Origin of the sequence: Companilactobacillus kimchiensis, from assembly GCF_001438805.1 — a bacterium.
Lineage (GTDB): Bacteria > Bacillota > Bacilli > Lactobacillales > Lactobacillaceae > Companilactobacillus > Companilactobacillus kimchiensis.
On record NZ_JQCF01000006.1, the window covers coordinates 42,529 to 64,467 of the forward strand.

A 21,939-nucleotide genomic window follows, 5' to 3' on the forward strand; every position below is an offset into this window, starting at 1 on the left:
AATGTCATGTCGCAAGTAACACAACGAACAGAAAATTCAATTATCACCGCCATGATTTCTTTGCTTCAAAAGAAACCATTTGAAAAGATCACTGTTGGTGATATTTGTGACGAGGCCCTGATCAATCACAGTACCTTTTATCGTTATTTCAGCGATAAATATGCATTACTTCATGCTGTATTTTCATATCTATTGGATGACCTACTAAACAATACATCCAATGCTAAAACGATTGTTTATCAAATTGCGGACTTCATGGAAAAAAATAGTAGTTTTATTCATCATATTTCACCACAGTACCAAACAAAAGCCAACCTCTACCCCGAGTTTCGCAGTATCCTGCACGATATTGTTAAAACTAAGAGTAAAGATTCCGATAGTCAAAATGATCCTCTGATCAAAATGATTACCGAATCTGATGCTCCCGAATTGATGATCAGTTTTATCGTCGGTGGTTTGATTGGTTTGGTGGAATATCTCGAAGACAATGATTTCAATATTTCTCATGATAAATTTATTGAATTTACTGAAAATTTCTTTGCTAAATGGTCTGAATAATAATTCATAGACATAACCAACTTCTCATAATTATAGATAGTTGGTTTTTTTGTTGCCATTTGGCACGAATATTATTTGGGGTTACACTTGTAATATTGTTTTATACAAAGGAGGAATTAAATGCAAGCGCCTAAAATAAATAAAAAATGGTTTTTAATGAGTATGATGTTGGTAGCAGCTAATCTTCGTTTGCCGATTACGATCATTCCCCCCCTACTAAGTACCATCGAAAAAAATCTTGGCATTCCTAAATCATTAGCTGGCTTAATAACCTCAATTCCTCTAGTTACCTTTGCCATTCTTTCACCCATCATTGTTAAAGTGGCCAAAAAATTAGGTAATGAATTAACTATTTTCGTTTTCTTCGTCATTTTAATTCTAGGTAGCTTTCTTAGAATCATTCCCACAGTTTGGGCCTTAATGTTGGGTACCCTTTTAGCGGGTATGGGAATTGACAGTGGAAATGTCCTAGTTCCTGCCTTAATTAAAGATCATTTACCAAAACAAATACCTTTAGGTACTAGTCTTTACACCATGTCAATGCTATTAATTGGTGCCATCGGTACGGCCCTATCAGGTATACTGATCACTAAATTAAGTCTATCGGCGACTTTGGCAATCCTATCGTCCTTGGCCATCGTAGCGTTGATCTTTTGGATTCCCAATTTAAAATACAATCAACGTGACACCGCTAAAACAGCAGCAACTATTAAGTATCGCAGTGTTTGGAATCAGTCACTTGGTTGGTTGATTACGGCTTTCTTCGGCTTACAATCACTAGTCTACTATTCAATGATAACTTGGTTACCTTCAATTCTTGAAAACCATGGTATCAGTACAATCCTCGCTAGTAATTTATTAACTATCTTACAATTAAGTGGTTTACCCTGTTCATTCATCGTACCTTTCTTATCTATCAAAAAGCACGGTATGACATGGCTTTTAGTAATGTTATTAGTTGGCTACGCTATTTCTCCATTGGGATTTTTAATCTCAACTAATAACACAGCTTTTCTAATTATCATCACCGTACTTACAGGTTTTGGTTCCGGTTTAGCCTTTAATATGGCCGTTATTTTTTTCACGGAAAAGACTACCAATCCTTACCAAACCGCCGAAGTTTCCGGTATGGCTCAATCTGCCGGTTATCTTTTAGCCGCTATTGGACCAGTGATGTTCGGTTACATTGAAAACCGAGTTAATTCCTGGAATTTAATTATTATTATTTTAGCTATCATGTCAGTCTTATTAACCTTATCTGGGGTCTTCATTGCTCGTCACGCAAAAATTGCTGAATAAAATTATTCAGCAATTTTTTATTTTAAATAATTTTCAATACCAAAAATCACTCCGTCATTATCATTTGTTTTCGTGATAAATTTGCCATGTGGTTTTATTTCTTGTAAAGCATTTCCCATCACAATAGGCGTTCCCACGGACTTTAACATTGGTAGATCATTATGACCATCACCAAAGGCAGCCATTTCTTCAATTGCTAATTTTTCCAGATTCTGAATGTAGTGAATGCCTTTAGACTTCTGAGCCTTTCGACTCGTAATCTCTAAATATTCATTACCAGATTGCTTTATACTGATACCAGCAAGTTTCAAATCTATCAGTTTCTGATTCAAACGTTCTATTTCATTTGGATCAAATGTAATCAACATAATTTTATAAAAAGAATTATCAGCTACTAATAATTTCGTATAATCGATCAGTCTAGGACACTGGCCCGTCATTTTTGATTCATACCTAATCCCTCGATCAACTTTTTCATCGTACCAATTATTCAAATCATAACAACTACAACTCACGTTTGGAAAATCTTTTTTAACCAATTGAACGATGGCCTTAATATCAGTCAAATCCAGTGGATCAGAACGTAATACTTTGAGCCCCTTTTGTACCCATTGAAAAATCAATCCACCGTTGAAGGCAATTTGAGGATCAATCAAATTTAATTTTTCAATAGTCTCCGCCATTTCCATTGGCGCACGTGCTGATACTAAAGTAAAGGGAATCCCGCTCTTTTTGATTCCTTGAATATTATTGAAACTAACATGACCAGTACTGTTTAATAATGTTCCATCCATATCAGAAAATATATGTCTTATCATCGTTGAATCCTCCTCAACTTATTCAAATTTCATCTTAAGCTATGGAACGGGTACCACAACAAGATATATATTATTTTTGTGTTCTGAATGTAGAGATTTTATAATAAAACGGTACTTTGAAATAAAGTGTTCACTATAAGAAATTCAATTAAGGAGGGGCATCTAATGAAATTATCAACGACTGATATTGCTAATATTAATTTACTAGGAGAATTCTGCGGACCACGGGATATTAAATCTTTGACTCAGACAGAGTTAAAGCAACAATTTGGTATCAAACAGGCCGACGTTTACGTCCTATTTGGTGGCAGCATTCTTTCTGGAGTTGATATTTTGGCACAAGCCATCCAGAACCATATTGCCAAAAAATACCTAATAGTTGGCGGCTATGGGCATACCACGGCTACCCTTCAACAAACAGTTATCACTAAGTATCCTGATATCCCCGCTAAACAAATGCAGGAAGCCGAAATTTTTGCGGCATTACTCAAGAAACGTTTTAATTTACAACCTGATCTCTTAGAAACCAAATCAACTAATTGTGGTAATAACATTACTTACCTACTTGCTTTATTGAAGGAAAATAAAATTAACTTTACTTCTATTATTCTGTCTCAAGATGCCACAATGCAGCGGCGAATGTCAGCTTGTTTAAGAAAATATGTCGGAACAGATGTTAAAGTAATTAATTACGCTACTTATCAAACTGATTTAATCCAACATCAAGATGATTTAGAATTCATGCCGCCAGTTATAGATATGTGGTGTCCAGAACGTTACTTAACATTATTAATGGGGGAAATTCCTCGTTTAACTGATGATGAACACGGTTATGGACCTCTAGGAAAAAGATTTATTTCCCACATAGAAATCCCTCAAGACATCCTCAGAGCCTATAAGGATTTACACGACAAATACCCAGATATCAACCGTCCCAGCAATTCTAAATATTCTTTTTAAAAAACTTTGAACTTTTCCCTTGCTATGAAACGGGTTCGATAGAATATCATACTTTGTGTAGAGAAGTTAAGACATGTCGAATTACTTCGTTGAATTACAGAAAATAATGCAAGGGAGATCACTATTATGTTTAAAATTTTTAGAAAGAACCACACAACCGCAAATATCGAATTAAAGGATAACAACCAACTAAGTGCTTTAAAATTAGCCGCTCAAAAAGCTGCCGATGAATTCAATATTGATGAACAAAGCGTTCAAAGCAGTATTTTTGCTAGTGCTGCTCAGGGTAATGATATTATTGAGAACCGTGCTGTCTTCATGTTTGCTACTAGTGACAAGAAGAGCCGTGCTCACACAATGTTATTAACCTTCAAGACACCTGTTGCTTGGGGAAACGACAAGGTTCCTGTTGATTACTTGATCATCGGTTTATTCCCAGATGGCGCCTCACAAGATGATGTTGATGCTATGACTGATAAAGTTACAACTGGTCTACATGAAAAAGCTGATCAATTGGACGACATCAAATTCACTGACAACGCTCTAAATAAATTAAACCAATCATTTACTGACTAATATTCTCACCAAAAGCCATCAATTCAATATGAATTGATGGCTTTTGGTATTTCCTTAATTTAGGATATTCAAACCTTGGAATCAGTATTATAATATATATTATTAAATAATTATTATTCATTAAATACCAAGGGGAAATTCAATGAAAAAATGTCCTAAATGTGAACATCAGAACCCTGATGATTCAAGTTTTTGTGAAAAATGCGGTCACAGTCTAGCTGATGTCAAACATGAAGACATCACGAAAAATGATCAACAAAAGTGTCCTAAATGTGGTCACAAAAATATTCCAGGTGCTAAATTTTGTGAACATTGTAGTTTCAAATTAGATACTAAACCCGCGATAGTAGAAACTAAGTCCGAACAAAAACCTGACCCTTATCAATGCCCCAAATGCGGTCACAAGAATCCACAAGGCTCTACTTTTTGTGAAAGTTGTGGACAAAAATTAGCTGACACAAAAAAGACAACTCAAAACAATTCTAATAAAACCATTCCTGAACCACGTAAACCAATCGTTCAAAAAACACCGGAAACATCTAAACCTTTGAAACCTAAGACTGATACATCTGAATCTAAGATCAATTCAGATGTTAAAAAAGCACCAAAAATAACTTCCAAGCCAAAACAATCTAACCGAACTAATTTATTTATTATCGATATTGTTGTCCTTGTGCTTATCATCGGTGGAGGTAGTTATCTTGCTTTACATCGGAATAATCAAGAAGAAGCAGACAATTCCACTAACGTCCAAAAAACAACACCCAAAACAACTAAGACTAATGTTGATTCCGATAATACTGATACTGATTCAGTCTCAGCAAACGAAATCCATAGTATTTTAGCTGATAATTTAGGATCATTAGCCGGTACTAACGGCGCCTACTATTACAACTTAAATGACCACGTCAGTTCTGGAATGTCAGAGAACACTAAGATTCGAGCTGCCAGTGACATTAAACTTTTCATCATGGCCGTAGCTTTTCAAAAAATTGATGATGGTGATCTATCGTTATCCGACCGTTATACATTAACTGACGACGACAAGGTTGGTGGAACAGGTATTGTTCAATCAATGCAATCTGGAACTTCCCTTACGTACAAAGATTTGATCAATTACATGATTACTCAAAGTGATAACACCGCTGCTAACATCATTACTGATAAGGTTGGTGGTTTGAGTGCTGTTAATGAGGAAATCACTAAATTAGATTTAAATCATACCGATATGCAACGTAAATTAATGGATCAAGACGCTTTAGATGAAGGCCGTGATAATTACTCTACAGCCAAAGATCTGGGAACATTTTTAACCAAACTATATCAGCATAATGTTGTTTCTAAAAAATATGATAACCAGATGCTAGATATTATGGCAAATGACAGTAACCACACTAAATTGCCATCACGCATCAATACTGATGTTGTAACGGTATATAACAAAACCGGTGAATACGATAAATATGGTGTTCAAAATGATGCTGCTATCTTTAAACGTGGTAAAAAAGCTTTTGTAATTGTCGTTATGTCTGAAAATGGCAAAACAGACGATCAAAAAGATGCTATGGGTGATTTAGGTGCAGCTTTAGCTAAAAAAGTTTTTGATAATTAAAGTTTGATGGAGCGAACACTCTGTAACGAATAGCAAAAAAAGTCTCACTTATTGTGAGACTTTTTTGCTATTCAATTCGCTTGCTAGTTTACCATTCTGATATCTACTCCAGAAGTAAAAGATCACAATATGCAACACGACAGTCAACGTTAGAATCATCCACCAATAGGGCATTATAATTCCGAAAAGATCTCTTGAAAAAGTATAAATCGCTAAAATTCCAGCAAAAAAATTGACCAATGAAGTCACAGTAATATTAACTAGTGCGGTCCAAGTTCCATAATTCCAAATATACGTATACATCACACTGAATAGCCCTCCTGTCATCATCGCAATTCTAATAATTCTCCAAAAATAATTTAATTCGATTTTCTGCGTTCCAAAAGTCAAACTGATTAAAATCATCAACCAGATTATCGTTAAAAAACTTCCTTGAATAAATCGGTTCTTAAACTCTCTTATCATTATAATATCTCCCGAATTTGTTTTGCATAATGACGACTGACCACAAAAATTTGGTCATCATTAGTTTGAACTTCCAAACGAGCATATTTACCACTTTTAAAGCTCTGAACCTCATTTAAATTCAAAATCAATGAATTATTAATACGAAAGATCTTCTCTCCTGCTAAATATTCCAAATCTTTCAAACGTCCTCGGACATAGTAAATTCTATTATCAATCGTATAGATTTTTGACAAATTATCCATGGCTTCAATTAACAAAATTTGTTGATGATCTAAGTTTAAATGACGCTGATTCTTCGGATCAATTACTTCTAGTTGTTGCTTACTAGTAATATTGATTTTTAAATTTTGGTTACTGGGATGAAGCTGCACACGGATCTCATTTTTAGCATAATTGGTATCCCATAAATAGTTAATTTTCATTGGTTGCCCCCTTCGCTAACTAATTTATCATCATTCATTTTTAGGCGCTATTAATTTTCAATATCTTGCAAAATTTACCAGTTTGTTTCAACTCGACTGGCTTAATAGTTGAAATATATTTTTTGTTTAAGAAAAAGCTTGGCAGCTCCAAAGTTTATTAATTAGGTATGTAATCTTTCGTAAAATATTATACGTATAATTATTCAACATAATTACTCTTTCAACAATTAACCCATTACGTTACTTGTTTCAAATTTTTTCTTGTGCTATCATACATTCAAGCAAAATAAATGACGACAGTGAGCGTCAATTTTGGAGGAAAAGAAAATGAAAATAGTAACAAAATCGAACCAGCTGGATAGCTACCAAGCTAAAGTGGTTGCTTCCACAGCTTCAGGATTTGGATTGGAAAATATGGACGTCATGTTTTTATCATTCGCCCTTTCATCCATCATCGCTGAATTGCATTTAAGTGGAACGCAAGCAGGTCTTATCTCGACCATCACAAATATTGGTATGTTATTAGGTGGTATTTTTTTTGGAATTTTAGCCGATAAAATTGGTCGTATCAAAACTTTTAGTCACACGATCTTCATCTTTGCTTTCGCAACTGCAGCAATGTTTTTCGCTCACAGTTTAACAGCTATCTATATCTGTCGTTTTATCGCCGGTATTGGTGCTGGTGGTGAATACGGAATCGGTATGACCGTTCTAGCCGAAAGCTTTTCAAAAGAAAAACTTGGTCGGGTTTCATCATGGGTCGGAATGGCTGGACAAATTGGTGCTATTTTTGCAGCTCTATTAGCAGCTTTGATCTTACCAACACTTGGTTGGCATGCCCTCTTCTTATTCGGTGTTATCCCCGTAATCATTACTTTCTTTGTCAGAAGACATCTTAGAGAAAGCACTAGTTTCACTAACTCCTCCAAAAAGAAACACGGTAATATCAAGCAATTATTCGCAACACCCAAGATTGCCTATCAAACTATCGCTTTAATGGTCATGGCAGTTGTTCAAATCGCTGGTTACTTCGGTTTGATGAATTGGCTTCCAACTATTATGCAAAAGCAACTCAACTTAACTGTTGGTGCTTCAACTTGGATGATTGCCACAATTCTAGGTATGTGTGCTGGAATGTTAACTTTCGGTTGGATTCTCGATAACTTAGGACCTCGTCTAGCTTTCGGGATTTTCCTAACTGCTTCAGCAATTGGCGTGTATATTCTAACTTTACCAAGCAACGTCTGGTCATTAATTATCGTTGGTGCGGTCGTTGGCTACTTCTCTAACGGAATGTTCGCCGGTTATGGTGCCATCGTTAGTCGTTTGTATCCAACCGAGGTTAGAGCTACTGCTAACAATGTCATCATGAATGTTGGTCGTTGTATCGGTGGATTCTCCAGTTTGGCAATTGGCTATCTTCTTGATAACTACAACATCATGACCGTTATGGTCTTCATTTCAACACTCTATATCATTAGTTTGTTAGTTATGTTGACTATTACTAATCTCAAAGCTGAAAACTATAAAAAAATCTAACTACTCAAAATAGACCGTAATTTCCTTACGATCTATTTATTTTTAATATATAGTGGACAAAGTCCACTATAATGCTATAATTATTTCCATTAACTTAGGAGATGGATCATTTGTTAAATCAATCAGAGATATCCTCAATTCGTAATTTTAACCGCAGTTATACCAAACTATTAGGCATTCTCAATAAACGAGTGCTCAACACACCTCTTACTTGGACTGAAGGTCGGGTACTATTGGAAATATCCTTTAATCACGATAAAACTCCCATCGAAGTTGCTAATAATCTCGAACTAGACAAAAGTTATACTAGTCGGATTCTCAAACGTTTCGAAAAAAACGGTCTGATCAACAAATCACCGTCGGCCAAAGATTCTCGTTCAGTGGAATTAAATTTAACCACTGCTGGAACAGAATTAGCTCAAGAGCTAGACGATCGTTCTGACCAACAGATCAAGGATTTATTGATCGACCTTTCAGAACAAGAGCAAAAAGAATTTTTCCAAGCCATGACAACCTTAAACAATTTACTCTTTACCAGAAAGTAGGCCCAATTATGTGGGAAACAAAACAATTTTCAGAACTAACAACTAAAGAACTTTTCGAAATTTTATATTTAAGAACCAAAATATTTGTTGTTGATCAAAAACGAATTTATCAAGAAGTCGATAAACATGATCTCGAATCAATTCACGTTTTTAAAATGATTGATGGTAAAATCGCTGCTTATGCTCGTATCTTCAATCAGAATGGCAATGTTACCTTTGGCCGAGTCGTGACTGATTCCAAATATCGTGGACAAGGTTTGGGCAAAGAATTGATGGAACATGTTTTGGCAGTTATTAAAACTGATTTTGCCAAAAAAGAAATTGAAATTGAAGCTCAAGTTCAGGTCCAGGATTTTTATAAAAAATTCAACTTTAAAACTGAGGGTGAAACATTCCTATTCAATCACACCCCACATATTAAAATGACTCATCCTGAGTTCTAATTTAAAACATCCCACTTATCATATTTTTGATCAATAATTTTAAACTCATTTGTTAACAAATACTCTTTAGCCTTCAAAACTAAAGGTGAACTATTTGATAAATTCAAATCTTCAGGTTCCACCCAAAGAGAACCCTTTGAATCTTGACCGATAAACTGATTAACATGCTCAAACGCCTCACCTGAAAATTCTTCAATTTTATAAAAAGTACAAACATATTCATTCCACACATAAAATTGATACCTCCAAGGGTATCGAAAACAAATCGTTCCTAACTATTGAAACTTGGTGATTCGAATTCCCGTTTCTTCTTTAACTTCACGAATAATGGTTTGACTCAATGGTTCCCCTTCATGAAGACTGCCACCAGGTAAATCAAAACGATTGATATACGGTCCACCATTTTTCTAATTACTAATAATTTACCGGACTGAGAAATAATTCCATACGCTCCAAATGCAAAATAAAATTTGGATTTACTCATAGTTATCGGCCTCCTATATCAAGATTATTGTAAATAAAAACACCATTGTAAAATGATGTTTTTTTTATATAAAATTAACAAAACCTAATATTTTGATTACTACCATCGACAACAAAATACTAATAATAGCATGGAACATAAACAGAATTGAAAAAGCGGTGAAATAAATAGCCCCTGTGATAACTTGAATCCTAAAATTCACTACATAAAGTATTGAACCAAGAACAATCAAAACAACTACCCAAGGTAGAATACCTTTATTCACGGTCATAAAATCATTTCGACTGAGATCATATCCAGTACTGGCAATCATAATTGTTAAAATAATATAGACGATTATCATACCCCAAGAGGCATTCGCAAAACTAGATTTCAAATTACCCAATACTGAATCAAAAATCATACTGACTGATAAAGTTGTATTGATATTTAAACTTTGTGCTAACGAACTGACACTAAATTGGGCATGTAATAGGTACTTTTGTAACAAATACAAGACCATTGAACAGAGATAATATGGTGCTAGTCCAATGAAAAAGTTTCCCAACATTTGATAAACGTTACGATCATTCCAACGGTGATCAACTGAACCTAATGATCCTGATTGGCGATAATTGGTATTCAACAATTGCACGTGAGTCACTTTATGGCCAAACAGATAAGCAAATATCGCATGACCTAATTCATGAATGATAACACCTAATCCACCAACCACTAATTGACTATTATTTCCCAAATTGTTGACCAAAATGATTTTTGATAAATGTCCTAACCATGATGTTATTAAAGATGTCAGATATGGAACCAACGTAAAAACAGCTACAAAAGTTATTACAAAGCCAAAATAACTATCCCACAAATTAATCGCTCCTCGCATAATTTTGTCAATTATAACATTGAAAACTAATCAGTTTTTAGTTTTAAACGACGATTTGATTCATTCTTAAGCAATTGATAAATGGTTGCTGCCACAGGAACTCCCAACAACATTCCGATAATACCTGCGAATCCACCACCAACAGTAATAGCTGCTAAAACCCAAATACCTGGTAATCCGATTGATGTACCCACGACTCGTGGATAGATCAAATTGCTTTCAAGCTGTTGTAAAACCAGAATGAATACAACAAACAAGACGGCTTGTAACGGTGAATCAACTACGATCAAGAGAAATCCAACTGCTCCACCAGCCCAAGCTCCTAAAATTGGCACTAACGAAGTGATTCCCACAAAAGCACCAACTGATAAAGCATATGGGAACTGGAAGATAAACATCCCTAAAGCACAGAGTGTACCTAAGATAATCGCTTCCGTCACTTGACCAACAATAAAACTACTGAACATACGGTTAGTCACGCTCAAAACATAATTAACCTTCTTGAGATGCTCTTTTTTCATAAAGGCATGACCGACTTTACTAAATTGGGCAGAGATTTTTTCTTTTGAAGCCAAAATATAAATGGCAAATGTAACTGCCAGAATGAAATTAAAAATTCCTTTAGCAACACCGGTCACAATTTTGAAAGTTGAACCAAAGAGTCCACTAACACCTGATGTCAAAAATTTCATTACTTTTGCTTGAACCGAAGTCCAATTAATATTGATTGATTTCAACTGATCAGGAATTGCTGAATGTTTGTTTAACTTTTCCGCTAAATCAGATATATCAGTGAACAGTGCCGGAATTGATTTAAAAAATGATGTCAAGGCACTGATAAACTGTGGCAAGACCAAGCGAAATACTCCAGTCATAACTAAAACAACAATCAATACTGCAAGTAAGATAACAATTCCGCGACGACTTTTCTGAAGCCATTTATATTTAGTGTTCGGAAAGAAATGCTTTTCCAATCTAACACACAAAATATTTAAGGCATAGGCCAAAACAGCTCCCAAAATTAAGGGCATAAATATCCCCATTAAATTTGTAAACCAATTATAAACTTGTGTTGGATAAATCAATAAGAACAATAGTAAAATCGTTATCACAACATATTTGATAATACTTTTACGTTTTATTTCCATAATTTAACTCCTACTTAATTGTCTAATCAATATATCATAACAAAAAAGCTGCCACAAAATATTGTGACAACCCTTTTATGATTTTAATAGAAGACAGGAAGCTTAATTATAGTTTATTACTTGCAACCCATCGTTTAATTAGTTCAATTTCTTTTTTATTCTGATTAAATTCAGAGAATACTAAAGCTTTATTCATGAAACCTCTAACCTTTTTATTGTTTCCATTAACCCGACTTTCATTCATGGCTAACTGTGCATAAATCCGTGCAATATAATAAGTGACATGATTTTGGGCACAAATTTTCACTCCATAACTCAATAAAGTATTGGCTGTTTCCAAATCATTACGCTCGGAGTAGTAAATTGCACAATAAAAAATAATATTAATATATCGCCATATTTTTGAAACATCATCAATTGACATTGTATAAATATTACTGAAGACTTTGCTAAAGTAGTACTCACTCTTCTTATCATCGCCTTGCTTAGCATAAACCATGCCCATACCCACAAACGATAGAAAGGTAAAAATTGTTTCTCCATGAACATCTAAATCCGATAAAATTCGATTGAAATCAAAGACCGCATCAAATAAATCACCATCATCTAGTACATTCAAATATCCTTTCAGATAATAGTACTGCATCAAGGCATCTTTATCCTGCGCCAAATCGTCAGTATTGATAGCTTTCATTATCTTCCAAGAATCCTGATACTCCTGAATGATCAGATTAAATTCCGCTTCATTCATTTCTTTAACAACTTCTTGACTTTTAGTATCACTGACACCAATGATGCTGTCTAAAGATAAACTCAGGCGGTTGCATAATTGAATTAGGATTTTTAGTGATGGTATCTTTCCGTTATTTTCGAATTTACTCAAAGTTGCCTGAGTACAAATTCCATTACTTAATTCTTTTTGGGAAAGACCTAAGTCTTTCCTTTTATCAATAAACGTCTGTATATCCACGCCATCGCCCCTATATAATAATTTCATATAATAATTAATATAATTATATACCCTACCTTATGCCCTGTCATTTTCCCTCACTCTAGAAAGACGTATCTTCAGTGTTTAAAATAAATTTTTATACACTAAATAAGATAGAAATAATATTAAATATTCCAATATTTAATATTTACCTTTTTTTATACCAAAAAGAATCGGAATTTCTTCCGATTCTTGAGTTTTTTACTTATTTTTCAAATCTTCAATGGAATTAATATTCGTCATATATTTGGGCACTGCGAGTCCCACCTTGGCGCCTTTAAGGTTCGGACCCAGGTCCTCAAATTTACCCTTGTAATCCTTATAGAATAAACCTGAAGTCTTAGGTAACCAGGCGCTGACTTGAGCATCAGCGGCACCAGTGGCGACCGAAGCCCATACTGGTTGGATTTCCATTGCTTGAATAGTCACTTTATAACCTTGATTCCGTAGAACCTGAGCAATAACGTTAGTTGAAGCTATTTCAGAATCCCAAGCAACATAAGTTAGCTTGAGTGATTGACCATGAACCTTTTTAACACCTTTAGTCCATGATTGAACTTGTTTAGGATTCTTTTTGATCCATTGTTTAGCAGCCTTCTCAGGATCGACCCCGTCGTTGACTTTTAACATCACTTCGGACATTTGAGCTGGAGTCCAGTGGAATCGATCTAAAACCGTGTAAGCCTCTGGTTTATCGGTTTTAAGGCCCTTACGAACAACAGTATCGATATGTTCAGCCTTACCAAAGACATTTTTAGGATCTTTCAAAAATTTAATTGGATATTTGGTGAACATCCAGTGTGGTTGCCAACCAGTAATTACGATTGGACGTTTATCCTGAATTGCTTTATCCAAAGTACTAGTCATAGCAGCGGTCGAACTGGTTTGTAACTGCCAATTATCACTCTCTAATCCATAAGCTTTTAAAGCCTTTTGGGTAGATGACATAATACCAGCACCGGCATCAATTCCGGTAACAGTATAGTTGATCTGTGAACCCAATTTTTCCTTACTATCGTACGAAGCAGTCTGGGAACTACATGCGGAAATAATTGGGATAATCAGTAATGCTAATAAGAAAAGTTTAAAAAACTTTTGTTTTTTCAAATAATCCCTCCTAGTGTTTTCGACGTGTTCGAGTTAATGATTGTGTTAAACGGTCTAAGATAATTGCCAAGACAACAATTGCAAGTCCGGCGGCAAAACCATTACCAGCATCATTTCTACCAACAGCAAAGTAAACTTTTGTCCCAAGACCCATAGCACCGATCATTGAGGCAATAACAACCATTGATAATGACAACATCATACTTTGGTTAACACCAGCCATTAAACTGGTCTTAGCGATTGGTAATTCAACCTTGAATAATTTTTGCCACTCAGTTGATCCAAATGAATCGGCAGCTTCGATAAGTTCATCTGGAACTTCACGAATCCCCATATTAGTCATTCGAACTGTTGGAGGCATTGCGAAAATAACTGATGCAACGATACCAGGTACCATTCCAATACCAAATAATGCGACAGCCGGAATCAAGTAAACAAAGGCTGGCATTGTTTGCATAAAATCAAGAACTGGTTTCAAAATAATTTCCGCCGTATGACTTTTAGCCATTAAAATCCCTAAAGGAATTCCAATCACTAAAGCAATCAAACTTGATGTTAAGACTAGCGTCAAAGTCTGAGTCATATCGCGCCAGAAATCTAGATTCCAAATCATTAGAAGACCTAAGAATTCAAAAATCAGAAGGCCCCAATTTTGTTGATCACGATTAATGTAATATGTTAATGCTAAAACTAAAACAATAAATAACCAGATCGGTACTAAATCAAAAAACCATTGAAAAGCATTATTGATTGAACCGATGAAGTTAGTAACACCATTGAAGAAACCAGTAAATTGAACGAGCCAATTAACAAAGTTATCAATCCAATGAGCTAATGGAATTTGCGGAATACTTCCTAAAAGAATACTATTCAAAATCGCTCACCTCATTTCCCGCAAGGGCACCCAGTACAGCACCACGAACAATGATTCCTCTTAATTGCTTCTTATCGTTGATAACGGCAAAAGGAATACCTGTTTGTGAGATATCATCTAGTAAATCAGAAATAGGTGTATCTTCACTTGTTGTTGGAACTTTGGTCTGAACGATCGATGTTAAATCACCATTCTTTTCACGAACTAATCTGATCACGTCATTAGCATCAACGATACCTAACAAGTTACGGCTACTGTCAACCACATAGGCCGTTGAAACTTCAGTATCCTTCATCATCTTCAAAGCTAGTCTTGGACCAGCTTTTTCAATATTAACGATAGTTGGACGAATCATAACATTTCCAGCAGTAAGTACCTTACTACGGTCAACATTTTCAATAAATTCTTCAACATATTCGTTAGCTGGATGAGTCAAAATATCTTCAGGAGTACCAGTTTGAATTACCTTCGCATCCTTCATAATCATGATACGGTCACCAATTTTTAAGGCTTCGTTTAAATCATGACTGATGAAGATGATTGTCTTGTGTAATCTTTCTTGGATATCCAATAACTGATCTTGCATATCAGTTCTATTCAACGGATCAAGCGCTGAGAAAGCCTCATCCATTAAAAGTATTTCTGGGTCATTGGCAAGTGCTCGAGCTAGTCCTACACGTTGCTGCATCCCACCTGACAATTGGTCAGGATATTCGTCGTTATAGCCACTGATACCAACAGTATCAAGAGCTTCTTTGGCTTTTGCTTCACGGGTAGCTTTATCTACTCCTTGAATTTCCAAACCATATTCAGCATTCTCTAAAATAGTTCTATTAGGTAATAAACCGAAGTTTTGGAAAACCATACTCATTTTCTTTCGACGGACTTCACGAAGCTGTTTCTTGTCGATCTTCATTAAGTTCTCGCCGTCGATCAATACTTCACCCTCAGTTGGTTCAATCAGGCGATTGATCATTCGGACTAAAGTTGACTTTCCACTACCGGATAGACCCATAATAACGAAAATTTCACCATCATAGATTTTGAAATCCGCACGGTCTACACCGACAGTTGCTCCAGTTTCCTTTAGTATTTCTGCTTTATCTTTTCCTTGACGACTTAACTCCTTGGCTTTGTTAATATGCTTACCAAAGATCTTTGTTAAGTTATTGACTTCTACTTTTGTACTTTTTTGAGTACTCATTAAATCCCCCATTCTTGGAATCGAAAACGAACAATTATTTTTGTTCATTAATTGAAAATAAAAAAACTATTATTTAACGAATAAATAACAGCGACTAAACAACCCTAACAAATATTTTTTACTTATGCAAATTATCAGTTTTTTTGTAAGCATTTTAAATACCAAAAAAAGCACTAATTCTGAATTTTAAAAGTAGTGCCTAAAGATAGTTATAGTATAGGTTACAGCGTTTTAAAAACCATCAATTGCATTTTTTAAAAAAGAATTATCTTAAATTTTAATTTTTTGCATATCAAAGACATATATCATTTAAGATAATTGCATCTTATAGGGCGTTTTTTGTCCCTCTAAGATTGTATTAAACTAATCTTTTTCATATATTTATTTGGTATTTGACTAGTTTCTACTATAATATTGATATTTTTCATTAATAATTTTTTATAATCTTTAGTAACAAAAAAATGCTGAAAGTTTTTGGCTTTCAGCATTTTTATTATCTCTATTTAAAATTTCGTATTATTAGCCCACGTATCAGTTAAGAAGTAACTATCCATCTTATATTGGGTATCTTTAGGATTTGCTTTCTTATCCTTGTAGAAGCCCTTTAAATGGTGGTCTAACATTAACCAACCACGCCATCCCATATGAATGGTATCTTCGGCAATATAGTTAGAGTTCTTAACGTGTGAAAGATCAACGATATTATTGAAACCTTGTGATCTCAATTGATATTTGATTTTAGTATCAAAGTTAGTAATTGAACTCATTGGCATCCCAGTATATTTAACCCAGTATGGATTAATTGGTTGAATTACAAACATTACATCTACTTTATTTTGAGCGAACATATAGAGTAAGGCTTGAAAATCATTATATTCTGGTGAATGGGTATAAGTTACATGTTTATGTGTATCTTTATAAGTATCAATTCTGGTCTTTAACTGCTTCTTGTAAAATGAATTACCAATTTGTAGGTCATTATCATTTGAATGTTTTTCAGCCAGTTTGGTAGCTAATTTATTCAAATGTTTGTAATCATATGTATCGGGCAATTGACTTGAAGCTTTGTCGATCATCTTTTGATGATCATTCATAGAAATTGAACCAAATAAATCATCTTGACTCTGCAAACTAGAACGGGCAAACGTTTCAATATAGAAACGTTGTAGACTAGTAATCTGTTTACCTTCAGAAATACGTTCGAGGGCATCATCTTCAATAGGTCCCTTACTGACACCTAAGTCGAGCACACGTCCAGCAATGTATTTGTTCATTGCTTTATCACCATGACTGGAATTCAAAATAAAACCAGTCAACTGTAATGGTGACAAGAAGTATTTGAAGGCGTCAGATGGAACACCGGACTTGGTAAACCATTGTGGAGAAATAATCAACACAGCCTTATTTCCCTTAAGATTGGCCATCCCTCCAACATTCATTGCTTGTGTCAATGAAGCAGTTCCAGGATTACCTTGCAAAAATGGTTTATTCTTCCAATGATATTTTTGAGCCATGGAAGATGGATGGAACGGATCCATTCTCGAAAGCTCCGATGAACCAATGATAGGAATGTAGTTTTCCTTCTCGGCAGCATTCTTAACACTCTCACCCTTCAAAACTCGGACATCTAGTGATGTAGCCGCTTGCTCAACCTTTTCAGGCGTAACAGTTTTAAAGTTGATTGGAGCCCAGAGAAGGATCAATAAAGCAGCAATAGCAACTATAACGGGTCCAAAAATCATCCATAACTTTTTTTTCATAATCTATTCCAATTCTTGTACTTGTTGAGCAATTTTATTAACTGTTGACCATTGTGAACGGTCAAATTCTGAAACAGGTACTGTGATGCCAAAAGTATCTTGTAATGTTACTAGGACCTCTACAGTTGCCATTGAATCCAAAACACCATCTTTGAATAAGTCTTGATCTGCATCTTGACCAGCATCATCCAAACCAGTTACATCTTTTAAAATATCAACAATCTTTGCTTTAATGTCATCCATAATAAATTCTCCTTATCTAAAACCATAATTTATCTAAAATACCTGAGAAAATCATAAAACTGAAACATACCACGTTAAAGGTCAAGAAAACTGCAAACGCATGGGTAAACTTGTTACTAGGTATACTCTTACGATGTCTCTTCTTAAGTCTCAACCAGGCATCATTAGTGATCATTGCTAAGGCGTGGAAAATACCATAAACAATGTAATACCAAGTTTCACCATGCCAGAATCCCATGATCAAGAACAATGTAACATAACCAAGATTGGCAATGGTTACACGACTCTTAAACCATTTGTGTTTGATAATTGTGAACATCAAACGCATATAGATAAAATCACGGAACCAGAATGAAAGTGTCATGTGCCATCTGTTCCAGAAATCTTTAATATTCTTGGATTTAAATGGCGCATTGAAGTTCATTGGTGTCTTGATACCCATGAAATTACTGATGGCGACTGCAAACAGTGAGTAACCAGCAAAATCGAAGAACAAATACATACTATAAACATACATGTAAGCTACCAAGGCCCAAGAAAGACCTAATGGTGTTTGGCCTCTGTATGATAGGGTCAAAATCTCAATCTTTGGTAATAACAAGGTTCCGAAGAAATATCCGATAATAAATTTATATAACAAACCCTTCATCAGCTTATTAACACCACTGTGTAAAAGTTCTACATATTCATCACGGCTGGGAACATTGAGTACATCCTTTTGGAAACGTTTGAACCGATCAATAGGTCCTGAAGTAATTGTTGGAAAGAACAGCAAGAAGCGGACAAACTCAAATGGTTTAAGTTCTTTAATCACTCCGTCACGTGATTCCATAACAATTTCAACCGACTTAAAAGTTAAATAACTGATTCCCATAAAGCCAAACAATGAAATTGTTGCATTGTTCAACAATGGATCTAGCTTTACAAAGACCAGTGGAACAATTGCTAAGATAACGAACAAGGTAAATACCCAAAAATTATTGTACTTTTTCCGGTACGCCCGATAGGTAAAAATAACTACCATTTCAAACAAGATATAGAAGATCAAGGATATACCTTGCTTCATATTGCCACCGAAAAAGGCGGTTATCAAGATGACGACAGTTGCAAAGAAATCATAAATCTTAAAACGTTTACCGAACCATAATCCAATGATAATTGGAAGTAAGAGGATTAATAAATATATAAAATAGTGAGGACTACTATAAGGTGTAATGTTATTCATTAATTTCGCCTATTAAAGTCTTTCTATCGATTTTTCCATTTTTACTAATCGGTAATTGTTTTACAAACTTCAAGACGTTAGGAATCATATACTCCATTGTCGTTTCCTTCAAAGAATCCTTAATATCTGAAGTTAAATCCTTGGGATCACTGTCGTTAAATTCGTCTTCAAGCACGATGCAAGCAATCATTTTGCTAACCTGTTTCTTATTGTTATACAAAGGAACAGTACATGATTGTTTAATTTGAGCTAAGTTACCTAACATTGAATCAACTTCTTCTAGTTCGATTCTGTAACCATGCATTTTGATTTGAAAATCTGTTCTACCATGGTAATACAACAATCCATCTTCACCTTCACTGATCATGTCACCAGTGTGATAAAAAGTTTTACCATCAATTTGTTCAAATGCTTTCTCGGTTTGAGTAGGATTATTCAAATATCCCTTCGAAACATCTGGTCCGCTAACCAAAAGTTCTCCTGTCATCCGACCAGTTTTTTCATCAACTGCCCCATTGATTCTATGTTCCATATTGGACTTCAAGTAACCAATAGGTAGACGATCAAACTTAGCTAAAGCTGCATCATCAATCAAAATTGATGTAATAGCTACAGTATTCTCAGTTGGACCATAAGTATTGTAAAGTTTAGCATTAGGGAATTTTTTCAATAATTTTTGGGCTGTTGCGTGAGTTAATTCTTCACCACAGAAGATAAACTTATTCAATTGTGGCATATGTTCCTCATCAAAGCCTCTAAACAAAAGACACATTTCAAAGAACGATGGCGTTGAAACCCAAGTGTTAAAGTCTGCATCAACAATAGCACCTTGTAATTTACCAAAATTCTTAGTGGTATCTTTATCAACAACATTTAACGTTGCGCCACTAATCAAACCAGGATAGATATCAAAGACCGATAGATCAAATGAGAATGGTGCTTGAAGCAACATGTTCATCTCACTTGAGTAGTCGAATTCTTTTTCGGCCCAATCGGAAAAGTCTAGGATATTATTGGTACTTATTTGTACACCTTTAGGTGTTCCAGTCGTACCTGAGGTAAAGATGATATAGAAGTCATCATCAGGACCAACACTGCGATTGCTATCATAGATATTGTGATCTGATGCTAAAACTTTCTTTAGCTCATCTTTAGTAACTTGTGGAGTATCAACACCAAAACTAGTTATTTCACTCCAATTTAGAATCAAAGCTGGTTTAGCAACACTATTGATTTGAATAACACGTGATGGATCTGAACCATCATCAACTGGAATGTAAGGATGCCCCGCTTTGATAGATCCTAAAAACATAACCAACATTTCAAATTGTTGTCCACCAAAGATGATCAGTGGACTCTTAGCGGGTAAAAATTTCTCTTGTAAGAAACTAGCAACTCGATCAGATGCTTGCAACAACTCTTGATATGTATGTGTTTCTTCACCATTTTTGTAGCAGAGTTTGTCGGGTGCCTGTAATGCAGCTGTGGTAATTTTTTCAATGATTTTATTCATATTATTCCCTTCTTCCTGCTAAAATTCGTTATAAATAAACTTGGCGCTTCCTACACCGTTGTACCCATATATATATAAAAGAACCAAGAATATAGCGAAATATATAACTGTTTTAATAATAAAAACTGTTACTGGCTTCTTAAAGAAAACAACGAGACTATTTTTCATAATTTATACCTCACTGAAAAAGTTTGCTTATGCGAAAACTATCTAACCATTCTAGATAAATAGTGTCAAACCAAAATATTGCTCAAAATAATTGAATATTGTTATTTCTATATCATCTGTATAAACATTATAATAAAAAATTCATTAGTACCCATCGGCTAATTCCGTAAAAATAATTTGTATTTATTGAAGAAAGTCAGTAAACATCTAACTTTAGACGCTATCTGTTTAAACAACTAAATTATAAATAATTATCATCTTTTTTTCAAAATATACGCTTTGTAATTGAGTACATTAATTATTGACTTATTGCCAAGTCCCGACAATTAATCCGGTTAATCTAATTTGATCACCGGGTATTATTATTGAGCCAGGATAATTAAAAGTAAATAATTGATTATCACAATTACTAAAGTGTTAGTCTCATGTGACAGTTCTGTAAGATAGTGCGCTTACATAGATAAATACCAAATTTTTGATTTTTTACACACAATAAATAGGATAACAAATCTGATAGGATAATATCGGATTAATTTTAAGAGCATAAAAAAATAGATTCCCAAAAAGGAATCTATTTTTATATTCGCTAATTACCAACTAGCTTTTTTTACACCAGGAATCTTACCTTCATGTGCTAGTTTGCGAAAGTTCAAACGAGACATGCCGAACTTTCGCAAGAATGCATGTGGACGACCATCAAGTTCATCCCGAGAATGTAATCTTACTGGAGATGCATCTCTAGGTAATTTACTCAAGGCTTCATAATTATGCTCAGCCTTTAAGTGATTACGGAGTTTTGCATAACGATCCACTGTTCTTTGTAATCTTTTTTCACGTTCTATTTTAGCTTTACGAGCCATATCAACCTAACCTCTTTTTATTAAACATTGTTAGGAAGTCATTGCTAGTGATTTCTTTTACTTCACCATCAAACTTATCAGTAGACGGGTATCATAGCAAACAATTTGATTGACAGCAATTAATACGTCTTGTAAATATGCGTTATCGAAATCACAGCATATTTCTTAACATTTTTCAGAAAATCATTTATCATCTTTAAACATACTAAATCGATTTTATACTGCTGCTATTTTTAATATTTAGT

General features: G+C 34.6%; 26 protein-coding genes. 8 read left to right on the forward strand and 18 right to left on the reverse strand.

Going from position 1 to position 21,939, the window contains the following annotated elements:
• The first annotated feature begins 6 nt into the window (after positions 1-6).
• On the forward strand, positions 7-558 hold the full coding sequence (locus tag IV57_RS04555; protein WP_057880322.1) for a TetR/AcrR family transcriptional regulator: 552 nt from the start codon (positions 7-9) through the stop codon (positions 556-558).
• A 120-nt stretch (positions 559-678) separates the two neighbouring features.
• On the forward strand, positions 679-1,857 hold the full coding sequence (locus tag IV57_RS04560; protein ID WP_057880323.1) for a CynX/NimT family MFS transporter: 1,179 nt from the start codon (positions 679-681) through the stop codon (positions 1,855-1,857).
• A gap of 17 nt (positions 1,858-1,874) precedes the next feature.
• Here the strand turns inward: IV57_RS04560 and IV57_RS04565 are convergent, their stop codons facing one another.
• On the reverse strand, positions 1,875-2,675 hold the full coding sequence (locus IV57_RS04565; protein WP_057880324.1) for a Cof-type HAD-IIB family hydrolase: 801 nt from the start codon (positions 2,673-2,675) through the stop codon (positions 1,875-1,877).
• 165 nt (positions 2,676-2,840) lie between these two features.
• Between IV57_RS04565 and IV57_RS04570 the strand changes: the two genes are divergently transcribed.
• From IV57_RS04570 to IV57_RS04580, 3 genes are all read left to right on the forward strand, one after another.
• Positions 2,841-3,635 carry an ElyC/SanA/YdcF family protein gene (locus tag IV57_RS04570; protein WP_057880325.1) on the forward strand — a complete coding sequence of 265 codons (795 nt, stop codon included), beginning with the start codon at positions 2,841-2,843 and terminating at the stop codon, positions 3,633-3,635.
• 126 nt (positions 3,636-3,761) lie between these two features.
• On the forward strand, positions 3,762-4,211 hold the full coding sequence (locus IV57_RS04575; RefSeq protein ID WP_057880326.1) for a PTS sugar transporter subunit IIA: 450 nt from the start codon (positions 3,762-3,764) through the stop codon (positions 4,209-4,211).
• 142 nt (positions 4,212-4,353) lie between these two features.
• On the forward strand, positions 4,354-5,823 hold the full coding sequence (locus IV57_RS04580) for a serine hydrolase (protein ID WP_057880327.1): 1,470 nt from the start codon (positions 4,354-4,356) through the stop codon (positions 5,821-5,823).
• Positions 5,824-5,871: 48 nt separating this feature from the next.
• Here IV57_RS04580 and IV57_RS04585 read toward each other — a convergent pair whose 3' ends face one another.
• Both IV57_RS04585 and IV57_RS04590 read right to left on the reverse strand, forming a co-directional pair.
• Positions 5,872-6,288, reverse strand: a complete 417-nt coding sequence (locus IV57_RS04585) for a hypothetical protein (RefSeq protein WP_057880328.1) — start codon at positions 6,286-6,288, stop codon at positions 5,872-5,874.
• Entirely contained in the window at positions 6,288-6,713 is a 426-nt protein-coding gene (locus IV57_RS04590; protein ID WP_057880329.1) for a LytTR family DNA-binding domain-containing protein, read from the reverse strand. The genes IV57_RS04585 and IV57_RS04590 overlap by 1 nt, the downstream gene beginning before the upstream one ends.
• A 327-nt stretch (positions 6,714-7,040) precedes the next feature.
• Between IV57_RS04590 and IV57_RS04595 the strand changes: the two genes are divergently transcribed.
• The 3 genes from IV57_RS04595 (at position 7,041) to IV57_RS04605 (ending at position 9,240) form a co-directional block, all read left to right on the forward strand.
• Positions 7,041-8,252, forward strand: a complete 1,212-nt coding sequence (locus IV57_RS04595) for an MFS transporter (RefSeq protein ID WP_057880330.1) — start codon at positions 7,041-7,043, stop codon at positions 8,250-8,252.
• A 101-nt stretch (positions 8,253-8,353) separates the two neighbouring features.
• On the forward strand, positions 8,354-8,797 hold the full coding sequence (locus tag IV57_RS04600; protein ID WP_236704313.1) for a MarR family winged helix-turn-helix transcriptional regulator: 444 nt from the start codon (positions 8,354-8,356) through the stop codon (positions 8,795-8,797).
• An 8-nt stretch (positions 8,798-8,805) separates the two neighbouring features.
• Positions 8,806-9,240, forward strand: a complete 435-nt coding sequence (locus IV57_RS04605) for a GNAT family N-acetyltransferase (RefSeq protein WP_057880332.1) — start codon at positions 8,806-8,808, stop codon at positions 9,238-9,240.
• Here the strand turns inward: IV57_RS04605 and IV57_RS13330 are convergent.
• The 15 genes from IV57_RS13330 to rpsN all read right to left on the reverse strand — a co-directional run bounded on the left by IV57_RS13330 (position 9,237) and on the right by rpsN (position 21,694).
• Positions 9,237-9,470 carry an NUDIX hydrolase gene (locus IV57_RS13330; protein ID WP_236704314.1) on the reverse strand — a complete coding sequence of 78 codons (234 nt, stop codon included), beginning with the start codon at positions 9,468-9,470 and terminating at the stop codon, positions 9,237-9,239. The genes IV57_RS04605 and IV57_RS13330 overlap by 4 nt on opposite strands.
• A gap of 45 nt (positions 9,471-9,515) precedes the next feature.
• Complete coding sequence (locus IV57_RS13335; RefSeq protein WP_236704319.1) at positions 9,516-9,581, reverse strand: NUDIX hydrolase; 66 nt, start codon at positions 9,579-9,581, stop codon at positions 9,516-9,518.
• Positions 9,578-9,724 (reverse strand): hypothetical protein, encoded by a 147-nt coding sequence (locus IV57_RS13340; protein WP_236704316.1) that lies wholly within the window; start codon positions 9,722-9,724, stop codon positions 9,578-9,580. Before IV57_RS13340 ends, IV57_RS13335 begins: the two co-directional genes overlap by 4 nt.
• Positions 9,725-9,788: 64 nt before the next feature.
• Positions 9,789-10,583, reverse strand: coding sequence for a hypothetical protein (locus tag IV57_RS04615; RefSeq protein WP_057880333.1), 795 nt, complete (start codon positions 10,581-10,583; stop codon positions 9,789-9,791).
• A 44-nt stretch (positions 10,584-10,627) separates the two neighbouring features.
• Positions 10,628-11,749: an AI-2E family transporter gene (locus IV57_RS04620; RefSeq protein WP_057880334.1), complete on the reverse strand. Its 1,122-nt coding sequence runs from the start codon at positions 11,747-11,749 to the stop codon at positions 10,628-10,630.
• A gap of 106 nt (positions 11,750-11,855) precedes the next feature.
• A complete protein-coding gene (locus IV57_RS04625) occupies positions 11,856-12,719 on the reverse strand; it encodes a helix-turn-helix domain-containing protein (protein WP_057880335.1) in 864 nt (287 codons plus the stop codon).
• Positions 12,720-12,941: 222 nt separating this feature from the next.
• Positions 12,942-13,847: a glycine betaine ABC transporter substrate-binding protein gene (locus tag IV57_RS04630; RefSeq protein WP_057880336.1), complete on the reverse strand. Its 906-nt coding sequence runs from the start codon at positions 13,845-13,847 to the stop codon at positions 12,942-12,944.
• Positions 13,848-13,857: 10 nt separating this feature from the next.
• Positions 13,858-14,721 carry an ABC transporter permease gene (locus IV57_RS04635; protein WP_236704317.1) on the reverse strand — a complete coding sequence of 288 codons (864 nt, stop codon included), beginning with the start codon at positions 14,719-14,721 and terminating at the stop codon, positions 13,858-13,860.
• Positions 14,714-15,925: a quaternary amine ABC transporter ATP-binding protein gene (locus tag IV57_RS04640; protein WP_057880337.1), complete on the reverse strand. Its 1,212-nt coding sequence runs from the start codon at positions 15,923-15,925 to the stop codon at positions 14,714-14,716. The genes IV57_RS04635 and IV57_RS04640 overlap by 8 nt, the downstream gene beginning before the upstream one ends.
• Positions 15,926-16,428: 503 nt before the next feature.
• Positions 16,429-17,685: a D-alanyl-lipoteichoic acid biosynthesis protein DltD gene (gene dltD / locus IV57_RS04645; protein ID WP_057880338.1), complete on the reverse strand. Its 1,257-nt coding sequence runs from the start codon at positions 17,683-17,685 to the stop codon at positions 16,429-16,431.
• A gap of 3 nt (positions 17,686-17,688) precedes the next feature.
• Positions 17,689-17,928, reverse strand: a complete 240-nt coding sequence (gene dltC / locus IV57_RS04650; protein ID WP_057880339.1) for a D-alanine--poly(phosphoribitol) ligase subunit DltC — start codon at positions 17,926-17,928, stop codon at positions 17,689-17,691.
• A 16-nt stretch (positions 17,929-17,944) separates the two neighbouring features.
• Positions 17,945-19,153 carry a D-alanyl-lipoteichoic acid biosynthesis protein DltB gene (gene dltB / locus IV57_RS04655; protein WP_057880340.1) on the reverse strand — a complete coding sequence of 403 codons (1,209 nt, stop codon included), beginning with the start codon at positions 19,151-19,153 and terminating at the stop codon, positions 17,945-17,947.
• Positions 19,146-20,666, reverse strand: a complete 1,521-nt coding sequence (dltA, locus tag IV57_RS04660) for a D-alanine--poly(phosphoribitol) ligase subunit DltA (protein ID WP_057880341.1) — start codon at positions 20,664-20,666, stop codon at positions 19,146-19,148. Before dltA ends, dltB begins: the two co-directional genes overlap by 8 nt.
• A gap of 18 nt (positions 20,667-20,684) precedes the next feature.
• Positions 20,685-20,834, reverse strand: coding sequence for a teichoic acid D-Ala incorporation-associated protein DltX (locus IV57_RS04665; protein ID WP_057880342.1), 150 nt, complete (start codon positions 20,832-20,834; stop codon positions 20,685-20,687).
• 590 nt (positions 20,835-21,424) lie between these two features.
• A complete protein-coding gene (gene rpsN / locus IV57_RS04670; protein ID WP_057880343.1) occupies positions 21,425-21,694 on the reverse strand; it encodes a 30S ribosomal protein S14 in 270 nt (89 codons plus the stop codon).
• Between the last annotated feature and the right edge of the window lie 245 nt (positions 21,695-21,939).

What these genes read in the sequence shown, in the direction of transcription:
- IV57_RS04560 (WP_057880323.1), top strand. Translation starts at nt 679, where the DNA reads ATGCAAGCGCCTAAAATAAATAAAAAATGGTTTTTAATGAGTATGATG.
- IV57_RS04620 (WP_057880334.1), bottom strand. Translation starts at nt 11,749, where the DNA reads ATGGAAATAAAACGTAAAAGTATTATCAAATATGTTGTGATAACGATT.
- IV57_RS04555 (WP_057880322.1), top strand. Translation starts at nt 7, where the DNA reads ATGTCGCAAGTAACACAACGAACAGAAAATTCAATTATCACCGCCATG.
- dltA (WP_057880341.1), bottom strand. Translation starts at nt 20,666, where the DNA reads ATGAATAAAATCATTGAAAAAATTACCACAGCTGCATTACAGGCACCC.
- dltB (WP_057880340.1), bottom strand. Translation starts at nt 19,153, where the DNA reads ATGAATAACATTACACCTTATAGTAGTCCTCACTATTTTATATATTTA.
- IV57_RS04585 (WP_057880328.1), bottom strand. Translation starts at nt 6,288, where the DNA reads ATGATAAGAGAGTTTAAGAACCGATTTATTCAAGGAAGTTTTTTAACG.
- IV57_RS04640 (WP_057880337.1), bottom strand. Translation starts at nt 15,925, where the DNA reads ATGAGTACTCAAAAAAGTACAAAAGTAGAAGTCAATAACTTAACAAAG.
- IV57_RS04605 (WP_057880332.1), top strand. Translation starts at nt 8,806, where the DNA reads ATGTGGGAAACAAAACAATTTTCAGAACTAACAACTAAAGAACTTTTC.
- IV57_RS04580 (WP_057880327.1), top strand. Translation starts at nt 4,354, where the DNA reads ATGAAAAAATGTCCTAAATGTGAACATCAGAACCCTGATGATTCAAGT.
- rpsN (WP_057880343.1), bottom strand. Translation starts at nt 21,694, where the DNA reads ATGGCTCGTAAAGCTAAAATAGAACGTGAAAAAAGATTACAAAGAACA.
- dltC (WP_057880339.1), bottom strand. Translation starts at nt 17,928, where the DNA reads ATGGATGACATTAAAGCAAAGATTGTTGATATTTTAAAAGATGTAACT.
- IV57_RS04565 (WP_057880324.1), bottom strand. Translation starts at nt 2,675, where the DNA reads ATGATAAGACATATATTTTCTGATATGGATGGAACATTATTAAACAGT.
- IV57_RS04665 (WP_057880342.1), bottom strand. Translation starts at nt 20,834, where the DNA reads ATGAAAAATAGTCTCGTTGTTTTCTTTAAGAAGCCAGTAACAGTTTTT.
- IV57_RS04570 (WP_057880325.1), top strand. Translation starts at nt 2,841, where the DNA reads ATGAAATTATCAACGACTGATATTGCTAATATTAATTTACTAGGAGAA.
- IV57_RS04575 (WP_057880326.1), top strand. Translation starts at nt 3,762, where the DNA reads ATGTTTAAAATTTTTAGAAAGAACCACACAACCGCAAATATCGAATTA.
- IV57_RS04590 (WP_057880329.1), bottom strand. Translation starts at nt 6,713, where the DNA reads ATGAAAATTAACTATTTATGGGATACCAATTATGCTAAAAATGAGATC.
- dltD (WP_057880338.1), bottom strand. Translation starts at nt 17,685, where the DNA reads ATGAAAAAAAAGTTATGGATGATTTTTGGACCCGTTATAGTTGCTATT.
- IV57_RS13340 (WP_236704316.1), bottom strand. Translation starts at nt 9,724, where the DNA reads ATGAGTAAATCCAAATTTTATTTTGCATTTGGAGCGTATGGAATTATT.
- IV57_RS04600 (WP_236704313.1), top strand. Translation starts at nt 8,354, where the DNA reads ATGGATCATTTGTTAAATCAATCAGAGATATCCTCAATTCGTAATTTT.
- IV57_RS04595 (WP_057880330.1), top strand. Translation starts at nt 7,041, where the DNA reads ATGAAAATAGTAACAAAATCGAACCAGCTGGATAGCTACCAAGCTAAA.